A 19,208-nucleotide genomic window follows, 5' to 3' on the forward strand; every position below is an offset into this window, starting at 1 on the left:
TCCCTCCTAACCGCCATAGGCCGCATCTACGGATGTAGCAATATCTTGATTAAGTCGATCCGAGATTTTAGCAACGATAATGTCAATATCGCTATCCCTGCGAACATGCATATCACCAAAGTTAATAGAAGGAGTAAGCGACACGAAGTTTTGAATATTGTTCATCTCCGCCAGCTCGCGCATCATTTTCAGATCCTCGCTGCTAATATCTACCGTATTGTTAATGCTGCCAACCTCGCCGACACGATCGACGTTTGCAATATTATCAGGTGTCCCGCCATCATTTCCTCCTCCTGGAGGGAAACCGCCAAATAGATCACCTTTCGCCGAGCCTCCTCCGAATAAATCGGTCAGAGAACCAATGCCATCTCCAAGCGAAGAACCGCCTTCAAAACCTTTGTTGAACGCTGCTATAGGGTCTTTTTCCTCCATTTTGTACTTATCAAGGCTGAATGGATCCTTGTCAGTCGTGGGCTCCTCTATTGCATCTAACTTTTTCCTAAATGCATCGCTCATTGCATGAGGATTGCCCTCATCCTCGAATGGATTAATTTGCCCTAAGTCTATGCCAAACATGTCTTTCAAGCCATTTAGCAATCCATTAATACCGCCAATGATTCCATTAATTGCACCAAGAATCATCGACTTAAAGCCGCTAGCAAAGTTTTCTGCTCCAACAAGCATGTCATACATAGCTTCGCCAAAATACATCGTTAAATCATAAATCAATTTTTGCACCGTGTAGATTGGATCAATAAATAAATTTACAAGAAATTCAACAAACGAAAGCAATGCATTCCAAACAGCGGCTACTATATTCCAGATCACAGCAAACAGCATCATAAACAATCCTGCAACAAATCCAAGTACTTCCCCTGTGCTTATACCAAACATATTTAGAATGGTAATGATTAAATAGATGATGCCGATAATAAGCAGAAGCGGCAGCAGTGGTTGAAGCCAGGCAAAAAACATGGCCATTCCGGCTACGAGCGCAGCGATTCCGATTGCAGCAAGTACATTTTTAACAATATCAAGATTGTTAATAATCAAATCAAAAGCCCACATTCCAATACTGGCAATAAGGTTAAAGCCTGCAGCCACCATATTGATAAATGTATTCAAGCTTCCGGATTTAAATGCTTCATCCAACTTGCTGCTAATGCCAGCTAAGGCTGGCCCGATAGCTTCGAAGATAGTATTTTTAGCAACCTCCCCTATGCTGGAGAAGGTTACTGGCAGGTCACTAAATTTTTCATTAATGGAGTCCGTAGCATTTAGCATACTGTTTTTAAGAATCATGCTTGTCAACTGACCTTCTGCAGCTAGCTTCTGCAAATCTGCGATGCTTGTTCCCGTATAGCTGGAAATCGCTTCGGCAATATCTGGTGCGGTTGTCATAATTGCAGTGAAATCATCCTTTGACATGACGCCTTTTTTCATAATGTTGCCTACAGTATTCATACCTGCCTGCTGATCAGACTCGGACTTACCACCTAGCTTGACTGCTTTCTGTGCAGCCTCTGCAAACTGGATGCTCTCGTCATTGCTTGCAAATGCTCCTGGTGAAGCCAAGGAGATATCCGAAATAAAACCAGCCATTTGTTGATAGTTTGCTCTGCTTCGATTGGAGGCAGCGAAGATTTTATTTTGCAGATCCTCAGTTGTTTGCATGCTATCATTTATTGTTTGTAATCTGGCATGTAGATTGGTATATTGATCAGTTGCCGATATACCGGAGCTTATAAGTGATTTAAATTGATCAGCATTAAAAACATGTTTGCCTAATATATCTTTCAATTTGCCGAAGCCCGAGGCTAGCGTATTTTTCATTTTGCCAGCAAAACCAATACTGCCACTGTTACCATCGCTGGCAGCATCATCTCCACCTGCTGAGCTTGAACTACCTGAACCTGAACCTTTGCCTGAGCCCGGGCCCTTATTAGGACCACATTCACAGCACTTAAAGCAATCGGTAGCTTTGTTCATATTTTGCTTTGCTTGATTTGTCTTCGAGCCCTTCAATATATCTTTTGAGCCTGGCGCAAGTTTTACTGGAATTTGCCCGATATGTTTAGTTAGCAAATTGCGTATTCGTGTTGCGGTTCTTATAACCTGGTTAATATCATAGCCAATTTTAATTTTTACCGCCTGCGCCCGTTTCACAGCTTGTGATAAGGATTGCTTGAACTTTGTTAAATCCAAAGTAAGCTTAATTGGTTTCAATGCACTTGTTCTTAACGATTTGAACTCTTGGTTTAGCGCCTTGATTTGCTGGCTGGCTTTGGTCGCTGCTTGCGACATACTGCTGAACATTTTGCTTGCATTAGTTCGCTCTGCGCTAGGAAGCTTGAGTGTGATTTTGGCTGTTATTTTACCAATCGACTTCTCAAGTAAATTCCGCATTTTCACTGCTGTCTGTTTTACCTGTTCAGCGCTATAGCTTATTTTTGCTTTAACTGATTTTAAGCTCTTCTCAGCTTGTGACAACGCTTGTTTGAACTTTACCAGATCAAGTAGCAGCTTTATCGGTTTTGATAAGGTAGTTCGAAGCTGATTAATTGTAGTTAACAGCGTCTTAATTTGTCGATTGGTCTGTTCTGCTGCTTTCGCAAGGCCATTAAACATGCCAAGCAAATTCGTTTTCGCTGTATTGGGCAGCTTAAGCTCAATTTTTGCTGTTACAGCTTCAATTGTTTTTTCCAGCAATTTGCGCATTTCGTTTGCTGTTCTCTTAATTTGGCTATCACTAAAGCTAATTTTAGGTTTAATTGCTTTAGCGCTTTTTTCAGCTTGCGACAAGGCTTGCTTGAATTTCGCCACATCTAAGGTTAGCTTGATTGGTTTCATTGCATTCGTTTTAAATGTGTTAAACATTTGATTCAACGTCTTGATTTGCTCGCTTCCTTTTATATCGGCTTGCGGCATCTTAGTAGACATTTTGCTGCCTGCTTTAGGAACCTTGGGACAAATCGAGGTCTTTATTTTTCCAATTGAATCTTCAAGCAGCTTCCGCATATTTTTCGCGGTTTGCTTAACTTGAGCAGCATCATAACTTACCTTAAGCTTAGTGGCCTGAGCACTTTTTGAAGCTCGTGATAGTGATTGCTTAAACTTCGCCAGATCCAGAGTTAACTTGATTGGTCTTATTGCATTCGTTCTTAGTGAGTTAATCGATTGGTTAAGAGTTTTTATTTGCTGATTGCCTTTTGTTGCTGACTGTGACAGGCTGCTGAACAGCTTATTGGCATTAGTTCGCTCTGTACTTGGTAGTTTTAATGTGATTTTGGCTGTTATTTTACCAATCGTTTTTTCGATTAAAACTCGCATATTGACCGCTGTTTGCTTAACCTGTGCGGCGTTATAGCTAAGTTTAGGCTTGATTGCTTTAACACTTTTTTCAGCTTGTGATAGAGCCTGCTTAAACTTCACCAGGTCAAGATTAAGCTTGATCGATTTTGATACAGTAGTACGAAGTTGATTTACTGTAGTTAAGACCGTCTTTATTCGCCGATTTGATTGCTCTGCAGCTTTAACAAGACTATTAAATAAGCCTAGTAAATTAGCCTTTATCGCATTTGGCAGCTTGAGCTGAACTTTCCCCGTTACGGTCCCAATTGTCTTTTCCAACAACTTACGTATTTCGTTTGCTGTTCTCTTCACTTGACCAACCTTGTAGCCAACCACAAGCTTTATTGCTTTAGCGCTTTTCTCTGCCTGTGACAAGGATTGCTTAAACTTTGCCACATCTAGTGCAAGTTTAATCGGCTTTAATAAGTTAGTACGAAGTTGATTCGCTGTAGTGATCAACGTTTTTATTTGCCGGTTTGATTGCTCTGCCGATTTAAAGAGTCCGTTTAGCATACCAAGCAAATTAGCTTTCTCGGTACTTGGCAGCTTAAGCTCAATTTTACTTGTAATAGTTCCTATCGTGTTTTCCAACAGCTTTCGCATCTCATTCGCTGTCTTTGTTACCTGACCGGAATTGTAGCCAATCTCAGGCTTAATTGAGTTGGCGTTTTTCTCCACTTGCGTCATCGTTTTATTGAACTTTGCCACATCAAGCTTCATCTTGATCGGTTTCTCCGCAATGGTTCGGACTTGTTTCATTGAGCTTGTAAACGTTTTTAGCTGGCGGTTAATGCCATCCATTGCTTTTGATATGCTATCAAACATCTTTAAAGTATCGGATGTCGTTGCCATATACTCCCTCCTTCCATCATAATCATTGCACCAGTCGAATTTTTGTGTATTCAAGCAGCATCCCTTCGCATTGCAAAGGGATGCTGTTGATATACAGTGAGTCAGATTATAGATCAGTTCATATACTTGTCCAGCTATCTTCTTCTCATTTTTGCCCGCTGCTTGCGTTCGGCTTCTACTCTTACTTTAATACAGCCAATTAATGCAGCTTTACTGGCTGGATTAAGGGCGGCAAATTCCCACGGCATAATGTGATACTCGTTGAGGGCAAAATAGGCATAGACTGCTTCAGGATCGCCCTCATCAATTAGTTTTTTACCTCATCCGCCATTTGGTCTACATCCTGGTCAAAGCCGTTCAGCTCTTGCACTTTAATCAACAGGTTGGCATATTCCCCAGATAGTAGCATTGACTTGATCAGATTGTCTGCGCCCATCACTTTATAGGAAGCCTGCAGATCTGAATTTTGCAGATCAGGATAGACAATGCTTGCCACGACTAGCTTGGCTGCATATTCCTCTTGATTAATTTCTTGCTGACGAGCACCATTTTTCCCTTTCGTGTAACGCGTTGCAGATTTGCGAATTGTTTCATTTTCCTGCTCAGTCAACGTTTTCAGCTTCCATTTGATTGGTTTGCCCTGCTCATCCTTAAAACGCTCAGAAACAATAACCTCCTCAACGACCTCAGCTTGAACATTTTGTGCGAAAAAAGCTTTTAAACTCATAAATAATCCCTCCTGTATAATATAAAAACTATCGTTTTATTTTCGAATGAACAATCTAGATAATAGTAAGCTCAACTGTTAAATTCTTAAGGCTATATATTCCAATAGCAATTTATTAGCGAAAGTGCGTATAAATTGCTATTGGTAAAAAGGCGCCTAATTAGGCGCCTGTAATTGTATTAAATTGCTCTTTAATTTCATAGTCATTGAAGGTGAATGGCAATTCTTCCTCCAGCATATCGTCACTAGTTGCGTCAAAGCGAGCCGCGATGACACTATCCAGGTTACAGCCTCTCAAATATACGGTTTGCTTGCCAGTAGCACTGCCTGGCTGCTCATTTGTCACCATCAGCTCAAACCAAAAGTCTTGGCCAGTTTGGATATAGTTTCGCATTAGTTGACGGAACATGGATGAAACATAATACACGGTCATAGTTCCAGTACCGTTCCAGCCTGCTGAACGCTGTGGAGTATTTGTTTTGCCTAGTACAGGAACATCTACTTTATTTTTTTCGATCGTTGCCTCCAGGCTTTTGGCATAAAACAACTCTTCCACGCGACCATTTACTGTAGCATAAGCTTTTGCGTGTTTTCCGCTAATTGCATCTTTCTCCAAAAAATATGGCATATTAAGCCACCTCCACTGTCATATAAATTTTTTCGATACTGTCGACCGGTTGTACATTAAGCTCAATAACAACGGAATCAACGCTATTGCCTTGTGCAACTCTAATGTCTGTTTGACTGTCGAAGTTTTGAATCGCCTCAAGTGATTGGAGAGACAACAAGTAATTAATAACCTCAGCTTCAAGCAGCGCACGACCATCTGCGTTATTGCTTACTTTACCGATATAATATGAATCAAAAATACGCTTTACATCGTTACCGATCGCATCCAGCACGCGGACAACCCGGTTTTTACTGAACGATTTGCTGCGCTCAGGTGTAAAGCTTTTCAGCGTGTTAATATCCTGCTCGATAACCGCTGTATTATTTAGCGCAGTAATAACCAGCTCGCCGTTTTGCAGTGCCGCGATTGTTTCGCTATTCGTTAAACGCGGATAAGCATCAACGGCGTTAGGGATAGCAGTGTATGTCAAAGATTCATTCACATCCGCTGCTGCCTGCATACCCGCAATTTCCCATACTAAAGATGTAGGCGGCACCTGCAAGCCATCAGACGTCACTACGCCGTTGCGCAAGCTAATGATGCCTTCATAATCAGCAGAAGGGTAGTTGACAAGCACTGCTTGAATCTTCTTCCCTTCTTCATCGCGCTGACGTTTCACGTAAGCAACTGCAAGCTGCTTGCTCGCCGCATCATCAAGCGGTACGACTAAAGTGTTAAAGGAATAGGCTTCGAATGCCGATAGTGCAGCCGAGAAATCTGCTCCTGAAGAAGAGCCATCTGTTCCACCAGCCAGTGGAATACCCGCTGTCGCTGCAAGCGCACCAGTTCCTGACCAATCGATAAATGCATTCGCTGCAAGAGCTTCAATGTCTGCTACCGTTTGACGATCAACCTCATTGTTATCAAGCAGTGTAATGACATCAAACAGCTCAGGCTGGTCAATGTTCTCCTGAACGACAATCTTCAGGTCATTGCCACGCGTGCCGCCCCATTTGGCAGTTGCCGTTAATCCTTCATGTGATACAGAGGCCTTTGCCGCTCCTGTTCCACCTAAACGATAAAGCAGTACCTTTTGTGCTTGGCTGACCGCTGAAGCAATATGCCGAATACGTGCATCTGTTGCATTAAAGCCGATCAACTCTAGTGATTGATTGCCAAATTCAGCCGCCTCCAGCACAATAACATTTGCAGGATCGCCCCAAGGCAGCGCCGCAGGGGCAGCTACAACACCACGATCTCCAATTGATCCCAATGTTTGCGGTTTTGCTTTGAAATTAATGTAAACTCCTGGTCTTACTTTATTTTGTGATACCCATGTTCCTCCAGCCATATTACTTCACGCCTCTCTTTAAATAGTTTTGAATTGCTTTGTCTGCCTCTGCGATGGTGTAGGCTTTGTTATCCTCCAGCACCGCGGCTAAAATGTCCTTTTCTTGTCCCGAACGCTGGTGGGACTGTAAAAACTGCTCCTTCGTAAATTTCGGAGACGTTCGTTTCTTAACCAACGGTCGTTCCCTCCTCGAGCTTCTGCATTTTCGGACTGTCCAGCTGCTGCTCTCGAACGAGCATGGCATACGTAACAAAGAGATGCAGCTCTCCATCAATCATTTCAATGCTTAAGCTTTGTCCTGGCAGCTGGTAGCCGCCTACTGTAACATACTTTAGTGCTGCCATCATCACTTCTGCGATCGCATACTTGTCATCGATACTTTGCTGTGCAGCAACGTATTGAACCACAAAAGGAAGGCTGCGGCGGTAGCGATTGCCTAGCTCCTGAGTTTGCGTAAACTCCAGCAAACGCACGAGAAAGTACGGAGATTCAAGCGGCGGATTTGGCGCTACGCTTGATACGGTTACAGTGGGAAAGGCAGCAGCTAGTGCATCATGCACCGCGTAACGAACATCATTAATTGTGACTTGCATATCCTCACCCTCCCGATCATTATTGGTTTGGCATACGTGCCTGCAGCAGCTCGATCAATAGCTTGAACGCGCTCTGCTTGTCCTGCAGTTAATTTTGACCTGCCGCTAATACTCTCTCTTAACCTGTTAAAGCATGTCACTCACCTCCTTGCATCATGCTCATTCGAAGTAAGTCATAAAAAATGCACCTGCATGCGAAAAGTTTTGAGCTGTCTGCCAATTGGCTGACAAGACCAAGCTTTTCGTTATGAGGTGCATCGTACGATTTAGCAACAGTATGCTTTGAACATTGACTAGCTGCAATCACCTGCGCTAGTTGTTGTTGCTTCTCTATGATTTTTCTTCGATGATATCATAATAACACGGTAAAAACGGAAAAAACGGCCTTAATGCGGACAACAGGCGGACATGATGCGGACAGCTTATTTTAAGCTTGAACGATCACCGTCTTCTAGCGCTATTATCAGCTATCGGTAATGTTCCTTACGCCTTTCCCTCGTTCAAAGCCTTCTATATAAAAACAAATGCACCCGCTAATGAAAAGGGCCGGCGCCATCATTGCGGGCACGCCTTTCATTAACAGGTGCATTTGACTGCTAAGTATTTCTTTCATGGGCTAGAAGAAATTAAGCGGAAAGCTTAATATATTCCTGTACGGCAACGGTATTCCAGCGACGCAAGGTGCGCTCGGTAACGTTTAAGCGGAACGAGGTTTCCCTTGCTGACAAAGCTTCGATATAGCGCCAACGCAGCAGCTTTTCATAGTCTGGCTTGTATTGCTCCAACGCCTCCATCACCCCGTCGATCCGCTTCACTTCAGCCTGCAGGTCCTGCAGCTCGGATACGCGCTCCAGCACCTCGTCCATGTCGCTTCTAATTGTATAGCCTCTAGCGGCGATCACTTTATCAATTTTGCGCTTCAATTCCTGCAGCAGCTTCGTGTCCTCCTCATCCTGCCCAACTGAAGCGATGGCTCGCTGCTGACTTTTAATGCCGGTAGGGTACTTTCCTTGCAAATACGTATGAGCTACCGTTTCCAGCTGCTGTTCGCGCTTCGATAGATACATATAGGATGGCATGCCGCGCAAGCGCTGGTGCAGCTCCTGCAAATGATCATCTTCATTTAATCGGCTTACGGTAATTCCCGCTCCTACAGAGTAGTTGGACAACACCTTAATGCGTGCCACCAGTCTCTTATAGCTCGTCAATTGCTCAATTGCTTCCCGTTCCGTCATATAGCCTCGCTCCTTCTATGAATATTCTGAAATTAATACGGTCGCATACGATTACAACCTACAACGGCTGGATAGTAGTTATCTTTTTAACCCTCTGCTTGCGCCGCTTCGTTGTTACGCTTACTCGCAAACAAGCCATGTATAGGCAAACCAGCATATATTCCAGCGCATACTGCTCAGCGTTAGCAGCTTGACTGCTTTCTTTCATTTTTACCTCCAACATGTTAGACCTGGCTAAAGCTTAACAGAACGTGCAATTTTTACGCCGCAAGGCTTGCAAAGCTGCTTGTCCAATGCAGGCTGAAGCTGATCAACACTGCCGCAAATGACGCAGCCCGGCACATATTTGCTCATCATAATGCGCTGCTCGCTATCTGAGAAAATTTCAATCGAGTCGCCTTCCTTAATGCCAAATACACGACGCATTTCAACTGGAATAACAATCCTGCCCAATCCATCAACTTTTCTGACAATACCTTTTGATCTAATCATTTAACCTATCTCCTTTCGTCAGCCCTGCTGACTTCACTGTATAAGGCTCACCAGAATCGGTGGCAAATAAATAATTTAGCGATAATTCCGGAAAGAAGCATTTTCTTAATCCGAAAAGCCTCTGCGATTGAAAACGATGAACGAAGTTTCGTTTGTCATATTTATAATATAAACGATTATGAGTTCAAAATCAACTGTTTTTCTAAAAATATGAACTCATCTTCGTTCAAATATTGATTTACAAACGGTTTTTAGTCGTGTATGATAGTAATGTATACGTTATTACGTACACCATTGTATGTTGAGGAGTGTTAGTTTCCATGCGCAATACGACAAGAATGACCGAGATTCTAGCAGAAATGATTGATCAGAGAGGCAGTAGAAGAGCGTTCGCTGAAAAAATCGGGATGCCGCCTACTACGCTGCAGTCAATGCTTACCCGTGATTTAAGCAGAGCCTCGGTAACAAATGTAGTAGATGTTTGCAGGGAGCTTGGCATTACGGTAGAGGAGCTGGAAGCTATGGCTAGCGGGCTTCACTATGAGCCTGACACGATCGCAGCGCACCACGATAGCGAGGAATGGACTGAGGAAGAGCTTGAGGAAATCGAGCGCTTCAAACAATTCGTACGCTTGAAGCGCAAAGAGAAGGAAATATAAACGCCGCCGCTTCACGAACTAGCATTCACAGCCATCCTAACAAAAGGTGTCATTCGATATAGGAATAAATAGCAGCCGAGGTGAGGTCATTTGCAGCTATATGAGCGACTTCTTGCTATTGCAGAAGAGCAATCTGTCTATGTATATGAAAAGCCAATGTCCAGAAGAAACAAAGGCTTGTACGCAGATCAAGTCATATGGATCAACAAAAATTTAAATACGAAGCAGGAAAAGGCGTGTATTTTGTCCGAGGAGCTGGGACATTACTTTACTTCTAGCGGCAATATTCTTGATCAGTCCTCCATTTCGAACCGCAAGCAGGAATACCGCGCCAGAGCATGGGGCTATGAGCAGCTTATTCCGCTGCACAGGTTTGTTGAAGCATGGCAGCAGGATATTGAGGGCAGACACGCCATTGCGGAATATTTGGAGGTAACGGAGGACTTTTTACAGCATACGATCGATCATTACCAACGCAAATTTGGTCTGTACGCCACCTATGAAAACTATCTCATTTACTTTGAACCACTAAATATTATTAAAATGTAATCGTTCATATTGCAATGCAGCTTCAGTGCTTTTTTTTAGCAGCAAAAACAGAACATATGTTCTGTTTTTGCTGCTAAAGCGAAATAATAGTGTTGCATCATGATTTATAAATTATTTCAAGGCAGAGATTGCGATAGTCAGCTCATACTTTTCAACTTCATTTGCAAATACACATTCAAAGCGATAGACAGGCTGGTAAAAACCTTTGGAATCCAGCTCATAAATGAGACTCACATCCCTGACTGTAATTGATTTCGTTTGTCTCTGGCGGTTGTGATGAAAGAACTTGCCCGCTGACAATCTATCATAAGCTTCAAATTCGCTAATTATTTCGCCGCTTCTGTAATAATCTGCAATGACAATGTTGTTATCGATTTCTTTAATTGTACCGTCGCTATAATAACTGCATCTCAATACTCCATCCCAAATTTGATTGCCAACTTGCAGCATGTTAGCGGTAAATATGTAGGAGCCGTCCTCCATCACAGAAAACGATATGTTTGCTGGCAATTCAAGCTCGAGTTCAGCGAGTGCTCCTCGTATAGTCAGCTCATCGGCATCTTTAACCTTCACCAGATGATCATCAAATTGCGAAAAATCAGTTAAGCGATAGGTCAGTCCTTTATAGTTAACCCACATATGTATCGAAGCTTCATGATTGTCCGGTTTATAGGCAATGTAGCGAACTGATTCATCATAGGCCCTAGTCTCATCTTCGTCCATAGTTGCCCCTATTGCTGAAAAAACAGAGCTGGCCAGCGCTTTTGCAGCTTGTTCGTCGCCGAATGCAGCTTGATAGATGCCAGCAGTATTGCTGTCTCTGGAAAGCTCCACCTCTGACGTCAGCTCTACTCCCTTCATGTTCATTTTGTAAATATAATCGCTGCGCAAATTTCCCAGCTCTTTCATGGAATATACGGTAAATATGCTGCCGAATGCCAAAATCATTACTAGCATCGGTGCAGCATAACCAAACAGCTTTGCAGCTGACCGTTTCTGCCTATGGAAAAGCATCAACGCCAGCATTACTGCGCCGTAACCAAGCCATGCGCCAAATGTATTATTAATTAGGTCATCTATTTCAAAAACGCCTAGCGAACCGACGAGCTGAATAAGCTCAATAATTAATGAGAAAAGAAATCCGCATAAAACGGTAAGCCAAGCTTTTTGAAGCCCTTTATGCCATAAAGGCAATAAGAATCCAAACGGAACAAACATCAAAATATTTAATATAATGTTTCTCCAACCACAGAACGACCATTGATTCCATGCTTCAATATAAGAATAAAAGGGCTGTAAGCTGTACGATGAGAAGAAGCTTCCTCTACTAAAAAATACTGCTCCAAACACTATGAAGAGATAACATATGCTGATTAATGTCAAAGCTGCGGTTCGTTTGCTAAATTTTTTGGAGCCTTTCATCAGCCTCTTGTACACGAAAAAGTATCCGACACTGAGTAAAACCGTCAGTATAATAGCAGCTGCAATTCCAAGCGTCAAATACTCCTTGGCAAGTCTAACAACGTCGCTAAATCTCATTACATTTTCCTTCCTAATATTTTAATTTTTTCCTTTAGTTTATATATGCCTTCCCAAGCCCCAGTCGAACCGAATTATCAGGAAAATTGCTACATTTATTTCACTAAATCACTGAATCTTTCGGGAATCGGCAACTCGTCAAGCTTTATCCCTTCCGGGGCAATCTTCCCGCCAAACATCCAAGTTGAGTAGCGCTGCATTACATCACGCGCCTTCATAAATCGTGTATCTCCATCCAATTGACGAGTGTCCCAATATTCAGCTTCCTCGTCAATTCCTGTCGGGTCTGGCGATTCTGTATTGCTCCAAGAAAGATTATCTACCGCACCTGTGAACGCTTTGTCAATCTCCAATACCATTCGAACTAATGTCGAATCTTTATGTTTAGCCCAAGGAGAACTCCCGTCAGCATCGGTATTCAAAACAATTGCAGCTCCGCGTTCCAGTTCTTCCGCATACAAAGTTTTGAATATATTGTGGTTCTCGGTGAGCATGCTCGCTACTTCTTCGGCCGAAAGCTGGAAATCCCCTAAGCCTTGTACCTCTGCAACTCCAAGAATATACGCATCAATCACTTGGTAGGAATGTTCAAGTAGCGCTTTAGTAGCTTCGCTACGGTCATCAACATATTCCAAAATTTCATTATCAACAAACTTTGTCGCCCCGGAACCATCCGTTTTGTACATAATGCCTTTCTTTGTTTCTTCTGCGTTTGTTTGCGGGTTCCATTCCTTGTATTCAGTTTCAACGACTGTTTTTCCATTCTGATTTGTACGTTCATTTTCAATATTGTTTCCTTCTGCATTAGCAAATACGATTGTTGCCCCTATCAGTACCAGTAAGATGACAGCCGAAGATATACCTAACCAAATAGGCTTGTTTTTCATACACATCCCCCTAACTAAATCAGCTTAATATTTCCAACAATTGATAGTATTGACGACAATTTTGCTAGAAGGGTTTCATTTTCCACAAAAAAACGGATGCTGTTCCGCAATAAGGAACAGATCCGTTTTTCTACACGCTGCTATGCTTTAATATTTTTCAAGTATGGCCATCAGCTCGTCGTATTCTTCCCTGCTTAGATGCTGAGCCATCATTTGCTGAATGTCCAGCAGCTCCTGCTCGGTCAGCCCATCCTCAAGATAAGTTGAAAACATTTGCCACGACTCGGGAGGAAGCTTGTTCATCATTAGCTCAAACATCCGCTCTTTATCCTCCATCGCTATGCTTTCTTTGGATGCATCGATTTCTTCTGGCGTAATCGTTGGCGTGCCGCCGCCTTCAATCGGAGCTAACGCCTCCTGCGCCGGCTCCAGGCTATCGTCGAACTCGGCAGCATTTGATGAAGTGTCACCTTCTTCATTGACTTCTTCATTGACTTCTTCATTGACGCCTTCGCCACTGCCTGGCTCAGCAGCATCCTCATCGTCAGCTTGCGTCCCGGCTTCCTGATCAGGCGAGTCCAACGGCTCCTCTTCCGACTCCTTGCCGCCCTGCGCTTCAGTGGATGCATCAGCTACTTCTTTTTCTACCACTTCATCCTGTACTGTTCTCTGCTTGCCCCACAGCATGCCCCAAACGTCAGCAAAGGCAACAGGCTCCACCTCCAGCGGAAGCTCAAACTGCTTAACCAAGGATTGTACATAACTGGTTACGACGTATCCTGTCGTCCAAATTGATAATATACAAGCAATAAGTACAGTTGCTACAATTCTCGCTATCCACAATCCAATCTTCCAGGCCATTTCTCCCAACTCCTCAAACTTTCCATTTGATATGTGCCTATGCCCGTCCAAAAATAGAGGACAATTACTTCAAAAAGCATAGACGTTTCTATCATTATTGACAGTTTGAGAGTTGATCATTCTAGCAAATCGCATTTTCGCCAAATAAAAAGCTTTGCCAACAGTGTGAAACTCACATCGTCGACAAAGCTATGATTATGCCTATAGTAATCTTATTCGTAAATTGGCAATACTTGATTCGTTTGCTCACGATTACGGCCAACCGAGAAAATTGCAATTGGAATGCCTGTTAGCTCCGAAATACGGTTAACGAAATTCAAGGTGTTCTGCGGAAGATCCTCCAAGCGCTTCACATTGGAAATGTCCTCGCTCCAGCCCGGCAGCTCTTCATAAATCGCTTCGCATTCGCTTACTGCCTTCAAGCTCGCAGGATAGTTATAAATGACTTCGCCGCGATATTTATAGCCCGTGCAAATTTTCACCGTCTCAAGTCCTGTCAGTACGTCAAGCGAGTTCAAGGACAAGCCGGTAATACCGCTAACACGACGCGCATGACGGACAACAACCGTGTCGAACCAGCCGACGCGGCGCGGACGGCCTGTAACTGTTCCATACTCATTGCCCTTGTCGCGAATAAGCTGACCGATCTCATTGTCCTGCTCGGTCGGGAACGGACCATCGCCAACGCGAGTCGTATACGCTTTGGCTACACCGATAACCTGCTTAATGCGGGAAGGTCCTACGCCAGAGCCGATGCATACGCCGCCTGCCGACGGGTTGGAGGATGTCACGTATGGATAGGTGCCTTGGTCGATATCAAGCATTACGCCTTGCGCGCCCTCGAACAATACCTTCTTATTGGCATCAATCGCATCATTCAGCACAACAGATGTGTCAGTCACATACGGACGCAGCACCCCTGCAAAGCCAAGATAATCCTTAATAATTTGCTCAGCGTCAACAGGCTCTGCGCCATAGACTTGCTGAATCAATTGATTTTTCTCTTTCACAATTGCGCGCACGCGAGCCGTAAACTCTTCCGGATCCATAAGATCAGCAATACGAATACCGCTGCGTGAAGCTTTATCCATATAGCAAGGGCCAATTCCCTTGCGAGTCGTACCAATTTTGTTGTCGCCTTTACGATCCTCTTCAAGCGCATCAAGAATAAGATGATATGGCATAATAACATGTGCGCGATCACTAATAACGAGATTATCGGTTGAGAAGCCGTTTTCATGAATATACTCAATTTCAGCAATAAGTGCCTCAGGATTAATAACCATACCGTTACCAATGACACATGTTTTATTCGTATTGAAGATACCAGAAGGAATCATCGTCAGCTTATATTTTTTATTATCAATTAAAATCGTGTGACCGGCATTGTTACCGCCTTGGTAGCGTGCAACGACATCTGCACCTTCCGCAAGAAAATCGGTAATTTTACCTTTCCCTTCATCTCCCCACTGCGTACCAACAACTACAACTGTTGACATAACCATACCTCCACTCGATGTCTTCCATCGATTAATTTAAGACATGAAAGTTCATATTATCTATATGCTGCAAATACTTCGCCGTTACAGAAACAGCATTTATATTTTATCAATGAGACCATTAAAAGTCAAACAAAAAAGCGAACAAATCATATTGCTCGCTAAATAAATGTTCGGATATTTATGATGCCTGAGACGGATCCTGATGATTTCGATCAAGGTTCACAAATTTATTGAAATTTTTAAGAAATACAAGCTCTACCGTTCCTACTGGGCCGTTCCGCTGCTTGGCGATAATAATCTCGATAATATTTTTCTTTTCCGACTCTTTATCATAGTAATCGTCGCGGTATAAGAACGAAACAATATCAGCATCCTGCTCGATCGAGCCCGATTCCCGCAGGTCGGACATCATCGGCCGCTTATCCTGACGCTGCTCAACGCCGCGGCTGAGCTGTGACAGTGCAATCACCGGCACTTCCAATTCACGGGCAATCTGCTTTAATGTACGGGAAATTTCCGATACCTCCTGCTGCCGGTTTTCACCAGCCTTGCCGCGTCCGGAAATAAGCTGCAAGTAATCGATCAAAATCATGCCGAGCCCTTTTTCCTTCTTTAGACGGCGGCATTTGGCGCGAATATCGGCTACCGTAATCCCCGGCGTATCATCAATGTAAATTTGCGCCTCGGACAAAGCACCAATTGCCATCGTCAGCTTCTCCCAATCGTCCGGCTCCAAGTTACCTGTGCGCAAGCGGGTCGCATCCACATTCGCCTCTGCGCAAATCATACGATTCACAAGCTGTGCCGCCGACATCTCGAGTGAAAAGATTGCGACGGTTTCCTTCGCACGCACGCCTACATTTTGCGCAATATTTAAGGCGAACGCAGTTTTACCAACGGAGGGACGAGCCGCTACAATAATCAAGTCACTGCGCTGGAAGCCCGCTGTCATCCGATCCAGATCGACGAAGCCCGAAGGGATCCCCGTCGTGCCGCCCCGATTGGCATATAAAAACTCGACCTTCTCAAAAACCTCCATCAGCACATCGCGAATCGAAATAAATCCGCTGCTGGAGCGCCGATTGGATATTTCCAATATTTTTTTCTCGGCATCGCTCAGCAAACTGCTAACATCATCAGCGCTGGCATAGCCGTCTGAGACGATGTTGGTCGCCGTACGAATAAGACGGCGCAGCATCGACTTTTCCTCTACAATTTGTGCATAATACTCCACATTGGCCGCAGTAGGCACCGAGTTGGCCAGCTTCGCCAAATAACTGACGCCGCCAATCTCCTCCAGCGTCCCCATATCCTGCAGATGAGCTGTCAATGTAACGAGGTCAATTGGCTGATTGTTCTCTCCTAGCTCAATCATGGCCTCAAAGATCAATTGATGGGCAGTGCTGTAAAAATCCTCACTTTTGACGCGCTCCATCGCAGCAATCAATGCCTCTGGCTGCAGCAGCGCAGCGCCGATAACAGCCTGCTCGGCCTCCATATTTTGCGGCGGCACACGATCAAATATTGCCTCTGAATTCATAGCCCTTTACCTCTCTTCTCGTTACATCATTGCACGTTATTCTTCAACAGCCTGTACTTTAAGGTTGATCTTCACATCATGGTGCAGCTTCACAGGCACTTGTGTTGTGCCTAGCGAGCGAATTGGATCGTCCAGCTCAATTTTGCGCTTATCGATTTTGTAGCCTTGCTTGGCTAGCGCCTCAGCGATTTGCTTGCTTGTAATCGCGCCAAACAAGCGGCCGCCCTCGCCTGCCTTCGCTTTTACTTGAACGGTAATTTGCTCGAGCTTCTCGCCCAGCTTGATTGCATCCTCTTTTTCCTTTTGCTTGCGCTTTTCTTCAGCTGCTTTTTGCATATCCAACGTCTTCACATTGCCGTCCGAAGCAATTTTCACTAAATTTTTTGGCAATAGGAAGTTGCGAACATAGCCTTCCGACAAATCTTTAATTTCCCCTTTTTTGCCTTGACCCTTTACATCCTGCAAAAAAATGACCTTCATTCAAATAACCCCTCTTCTTCATCAATTTGTTTCAGTACAGCCTTTAATTGGGCTGCTACCTCATCAACCGATCCTTCGAGCTGCGCGGCAGCATTCGTTAAATGACCGCCGCCTCCCATTCGCTCCATAATGACCTGCACATTGATTTGGCCAAACGATCTTGCGCTAATGCCGATCAAGCCATCTGGACGCTCGGCGATAACGAACGAGGCATAAATATTGGACATATTAAGCAGCGTGTCAGCTGATTGAGCAATGAGTAGCTGCGGCTTCACTTCGCCTTCGGCAACAACTGCAATCGCAATATGCTCATAGTGAATCGTTGCATGCTTAATAATTTCCGATTTTGAAATATAACCGTGCAGATCCTCCTGCAGCATCCGCTGAATCATCGAGGAATCTGCGCCATTGCGCCGCAAAAAGGAAGCCGCTTCAAATGTTCTGGCACCTGTGCGCAGCGCAAAGCTCTTCGTATCGACCGTAATGCCGGCAAGCAGCGAGGTCGCCTCACGAACATCGAGCGAGATGCGGTCATGAATATATTGCAGCAGCTCCGTTACGAGCTCACAGGTAGAGGAAGCGTACGGCTCCAAATAAACAAGCGTAGCATTGCTAAGAAACTCCTCGCTGCGGCGATGGTGGTCAATAACCGCAATGCGCTCCGTCATCGACAGCAGCTTCGGCTCCGCTACCATCGAAGCCTTGTGCGTATCCACGACAACAGCAAGCGTATTGCTGTTCATAAGGCCAAACGCCTGCTCTGGCGTAACAAAGCGCTGCGCGATTTTTTCATCCTCGCGCAACAGCTCCATCATACGGTCTATCGAAGGATTGACGCCCTCCAGCACAATATAGCTTTCCTTGCCCAGCATGCGCGCTGCCTTCAACACACCAACAGCTGCTCCAATCGCATCCGTATCCGGAATGCGATGACCCATAATAACTACATTGTAGCTTTCCTTAATCAAATCGCGCAATGTATGCGCCACGACGCGTGCGCGAACTCTCGTCCGCTTTTCTACAGCGTTTGTTTTGCCTCCGTAAAAGGTTTGACGCGTGCCAAACTTAACAGTTGCCTGGTCGCCGCCGCGGCCAAGTGCAATATCAAGGCTGCGGTGCACCCACTGTCCTAGCTCGGTAATATACTCGGCACCCGCTGCAAAGCCGATGCTTAGCGTGATCGGAATTTTCTGATCGCTGGTCTGCTCGCGCACCTCGTCCAAAATATCGAAGCGGGTTTGCTCCAATATTCTTAACGTGCGCTGATCCGTAATGAGCAAGAAGCGGTCTGACGTTAGCCGCTTCAAAAAGATCTCATAGCGCTGCGCCCAATCGGTAATCATGCTCGTCACTTTCGACAGCAGTGTAGTGCGCTGGTTATCATCCAGCCCTTGCGCTACTTCCTCCAAATTATCGATCATGACAATGCCCAAAGCCAGCCGCTCCTCATCATACTTCTTCTGAATCGCCCATGACTCGGTAATGTCGTTCACATAGACGACGCGCGCTTTATCGCGTACTGTCAAGCGGTACATTCTTTGATTGAGCGTCAGCTCGATTGGCGCCTGCGAATCCTTGGTCGATGACAAGCCAGGAAACAGCTTGTTGAGCGGCTCGCCTACCAGATTTTCATGCTGAAACAAGTTGGCGATATACGGGTTATGCCATTCAACCGTATACTCCTCATTAAAGATAACAATACCGAATGGCAGCTGCTGAAAAATATCGGTGCCGCTCGTTTTCAATCGATAGGACAGTGTTTGCACATACTGCTTGAATTCGCGGCGAAACGCGCGCTCGGCTATGTACATATAAACTGCGGCTGCAATCGTCAGCAGTAGCCCGATTAATCCCGGAACCCAATGATAATAGCTCAAGCCAACCGATAGCAAAAACATAATAACCAAAGACAATACATGATGCAGTCCATGCCAGCGCTTTGACAAAAAATTTGGCATATGAAAATCGCTCCTGTGCCTA

The 19,208-nt window shown here is 44.5% G+C and carries 18 protein-coding genes; 2 read left to right on the top strand and 16 right to left on the bottom strand.

The window, feature by feature from the left end; all coding sequences use genetic code 11:
- Positions 1-6: 6 nt before the first annotated feature.
- The 9 genes from KJS52_RS19975 to KJS52_RS20015 all read right to left on the bottom strand — a co-directional run bounded on the left by KJS52_RS19975 (position 7) and on the right by KJS52_RS20015 (position 9,211).
- Positions 7-4,203, bottom strand: a complete 4,197-nt coding sequence (locus tag KJS52_RS19975; protein ID WP_213518727.1) for a tape measure protein — start codon at positions 4,201-4,203, stop codon at positions 7-9.
- A 307-nt stretch (positions 4,204-4,510) separates the two neighbouring features.
- Positions 4,511-4,930 (bottom strand): phage tail assembly chaperone, encoded by a 420-nt coding sequence (locus KJS52_RS19980; RefSeq protein WP_213518729.1) that lies wholly within the window; start codon positions 4,928-4,930, stop codon positions 4,511-4,513.
- Positions 4,931-5,090: 160 nt separating this feature from the next.
- Positions 5,091-5,558, bottom strand: coding sequence for a phage tail tube protein (locus KJS52_RS19985; RefSeq protein WP_213518731.1), 468 nt, complete (start codon positions 5,556-5,558; stop codon positions 5,091-5,093).
- A gap of 1 nt (position 5,559) precedes the next feature.
- Positions 5,560-6,891, bottom strand: a complete 1,332-nt coding sequence (locus tag KJS52_RS19990) for a phage tail sheath family protein (RefSeq protein WP_213518739.1) — start codon at positions 6,889-6,891, stop codon at positions 5,560-5,562.
- A 1-nt stretch (position 6,892) separates the two neighbouring features.
- On the bottom strand, positions 6,893-7,066 hold the full coding sequence (locus tag KJS52_RS19995; RefSeq protein WP_246563788.1) for a YqzN/YkzM domain-containing protein: 174 nt from the start codon (positions 7,064-7,066) through the stop codon (positions 6,893-6,895).
- Complete coding sequence (locus tag KJS52_RS20000) at positions 7,059-7,484, bottom strand: phage tail terminator family protein (RefSeq protein WP_213518743.1); 426 nt, start codon at positions 7,482-7,484, stop codon at positions 7,059-7,061. The genes KJS52_RS19995 and KJS52_RS20000 overlap by 8 nt, the downstream gene beginning before the upstream one ends.
- 626 nt (positions 7,485-8,110) lie before the next feature.
- Positions 8,111-8,719: an RNA polymerase subunit sigma-24 gene (locus KJS52_RS20005; protein WP_213518745.1), complete on the bottom strand. Its 609-nt coding sequence runs from the start codon at positions 8,717-8,719 to the stop codon at positions 8,111-8,113.
- 58 nt (positions 8,720-8,777) lie between these two features.
- Positions 8,778-8,927 carry a hypothetical protein gene (locus KJS52_RS20010; protein ID WP_213518747.1) on the bottom strand — a complete coding sequence of 50 codons (150 nt, stop codon included), beginning with the start codon at positions 8,925-8,927 and terminating at the stop codon, positions 8,778-8,780.
- Between the two features lie 26 nt (positions 8,928-8,953).
- Complete coding sequence (locus KJS52_RS20015) at positions 8,954-9,211, bottom strand: AbrB/MazE/SpoVT family DNA-binding domain-containing protein (RefSeq protein WP_246563789.1); 258 nt, start codon at positions 9,209-9,211, stop codon at positions 8,954-8,956.
- A 320-nt stretch (positions 9,212-9,531) separates the two neighbouring features.
- On the opposite strand from KJS52_RS20015, the gene KJS52_RS20020 reads away from it, so the two are divergent.
- Positions 9,532-9,870: a helix-turn-helix domain-containing protein gene (locus tag KJS52_RS20020; RefSeq protein ID WP_213518749.1), complete on the top strand. Its 339-nt coding sequence runs from the start codon at positions 9,532-9,534 to the stop codon at positions 9,868-9,870.
- Between the two features lie 90 nt (positions 9,871-9,960).
- Complete coding sequence (locus KJS52_RS20025; RefSeq protein WP_246563791.1) at positions 9,961-10,419, top strand: ImmA/IrrE family metallo-endopeptidase; 459 nt, start codon at positions 9,961-9,963, stop codon at positions 10,417-10,419.
- Between the two features lie 111 nt (positions 10,420-10,530).
- On the opposite strand, the gene KJS52_RS20030 is transcribed toward KJS52_RS20025, so the two are convergent.
- The 7 genes from KJS52_RS20030 to KJS52_RS20060 all read right to left on the bottom strand — a co-directional run bounded on the left by KJS52_RS20030 (position 10,531) and on the right by KJS52_RS20060 (position 19,186).
- Positions 10,531-11,958, bottom strand: coding sequence for a VanZ family protein (locus KJS52_RS20030; protein ID WP_213518751.1), 1,428 nt, complete (start codon positions 11,956-11,958; stop codon positions 10,531-10,533).
- A 95-nt stretch (positions 11,959-12,053) separates the two neighbouring features.
- Complete coding sequence (locus tag KJS52_RS20035) at positions 12,054-12,845, bottom strand: hypothetical protein (RefSeq protein ID WP_213518753.1); 792 nt, start codon at positions 12,843-12,845, stop codon at positions 12,054-12,056.
- Positions 12,846-12,992: 147 nt separating this feature from the next.
- Positions 12,993-13,706 carry a hypothetical protein gene (locus KJS52_RS20040; RefSeq protein ID WP_213518755.1) on the bottom strand — a complete coding sequence of 238 codons (714 nt, stop codon included), beginning with the start codon at positions 13,704-13,706 and terminating at the stop codon, positions 12,993-12,995.
- A 212-nt stretch (positions 13,707-13,918) separates the two neighbouring features.
- On the bottom strand, positions 13,919-15,205 hold the full coding sequence (locus KJS52_RS20045) for an adenylosuccinate synthase (protein WP_213518757.1): 1,287 nt from the start codon (positions 15,203-15,205) through the stop codon (positions 13,919-13,921).
- A 181-nt stretch (positions 15,206-15,386) separates the two neighbouring features.
- The gene (gene dnaB / locus KJS52_RS20050; protein ID WP_213518759.1) at positions 15,387-16,748 is read right to left on the bottom strand and encodes a replicative DNA helicase; all 1,362 of its coding nucleotides are present in this window, start codon (positions 16,746-16,748) and stop codon (positions 15,387-15,389) included.
- Between the two features lie 36 nt (positions 16,749-16,784).
- Complete coding sequence (gene rplI, locus KJS52_RS20055; RefSeq protein WP_213518760.1) at positions 16,785-17,228, bottom strand: 50S ribosomal protein L9; 444 nt, start codon at positions 17,226-17,228, stop codon at positions 16,785-16,787.
- Positions 17,225-19,186, bottom strand: coding sequence for a DHH family phosphoesterase (locus KJS52_RS20060; RefSeq protein ID WP_213518769.1), 1,962 nt, complete (start codon positions 19,184-19,186; stop codon positions 17,225-17,227). Before KJS52_RS20060 ends, rplI begins: the two co-directional genes overlap by 4 nt.
- Positions 19,187-19,208: the final 22 nt, after the last annotated feature.

This window comes from Paenibacillus montaniterrae (assembly GCF_018403185.1).
Taxonomy (GTDB): Bacteria; Bacillota; Bacilli; order Paenibacillales; family Paenibacillaceae; genus Pristimantibacillus; species Pristimantibacillus montaniterrae.

Bases quoted from the DNA above. Each gene is read 5' to 3' on its own strand.
- KJS52_RS19975 (WP_213518727.1), bottom strand. From the start codon at position 4,203: ATGGCAACGACATCCGATACTTTAAAGATGTTTGATAGCATATCAAAA.
- KJS52_RS19980 (WP_213518729.1), bottom strand. From the start codon at position 4,930: ATGAGTTTAAAAGCTTTTTTCGCACAAAATGTTCAAGCTGAGGTCGTT.
- KJS52_RS19985 (WP_213518731.1), bottom strand. From the start codon at position 5,558: ATGCCATATTTTTTGGAGAAAGATGCAATTAGCGGAAAACACGCAAAA.
- KJS52_RS19990 (WP_213518739.1), bottom strand. From the start codon at position 6,891: ATGGCTGGAGGAACATGGGTATCACAAAATAAAGTAAGACCAGGAGTT.
- KJS52_RS20000 (WP_213518743.1), bottom strand. From the start codon at position 7,484: ATGCAAGTCACAATTAATGATGTTCGTTACGCGGTGCATGATGCACTA.
- KJS52_RS20005 (WP_213518745.1), bottom strand. From the start codon at position 8,719: ATGACGGAACGGGAAGCAATTGAGCAATTGACGAGCTATAAGAGACTG.
- KJS52_RS20010 (WP_213518747.1), bottom strand. From the start codon at position 8,927: ATGAAAGAAAGCAGTCAAGCTGCTAACGCTGAGCAGTATGCGCTGGAA.
- KJS52_RS20015 (WP_246563789.1), bottom strand. From the start codon at position 9,211: ATGATTAGATCAAAAGGTATTGTCAGAAAAGTTGATGGATTGGGCAGG.
- KJS52_RS20020 (WP_213518749.1), top strand. From the start codon at position 9,532: ATGCGCAATACGACAAGAATGACCGAGATTCTAGCAGAAATGATTGAT.
- KJS52_RS20030 (WP_213518751.1), bottom strand. From the start codon at position 11,958: ATGAGATTTAGCGACGTTGTTAGACTTGCCAAGGAGTATTTGACGCTT.
- KJS52_RS20035 (WP_213518753.1), bottom strand. From the start codon at position 12,845: ATGAAAAACAAGCCTATTTGGTTAGGTATATCTTCGGCTGTCATCTTA.
- KJS52_RS20040 (WP_213518755.1), bottom strand. From the start codon at position 13,706: ATGGCCTGGAAGATTGGATTGTGGATAGCGAGAATTGTAGCAACTGTA.
- KJS52_RS20045 (WP_213518757.1), bottom strand. From the start codon at position 15,205: ATGTCAACAGTTGTAGTTGTTGGTACGCAGTGGGGAGATGAAGGGAAA.
- dnaB (WP_213518759.1), bottom strand. From the start codon at position 16,748: ATGAATTCAGAGGCAATATTTGATCGTGTGCCGCCGCAAAATATGGAG.
- rplI (WP_213518760.1), bottom strand. From the start codon at position 17,228: ATGAAGGTCATTTTTTTGCAGGATGTAAAGGGTCAAGGCAAAAAAGGG.
- KJS52_RS20060 (WP_213518769.1), bottom strand. From the start codon at position 19,186: ATGCCAAATTTTTTGTCAAAGCGCTGGCATGGACTGCATCATGTATTG.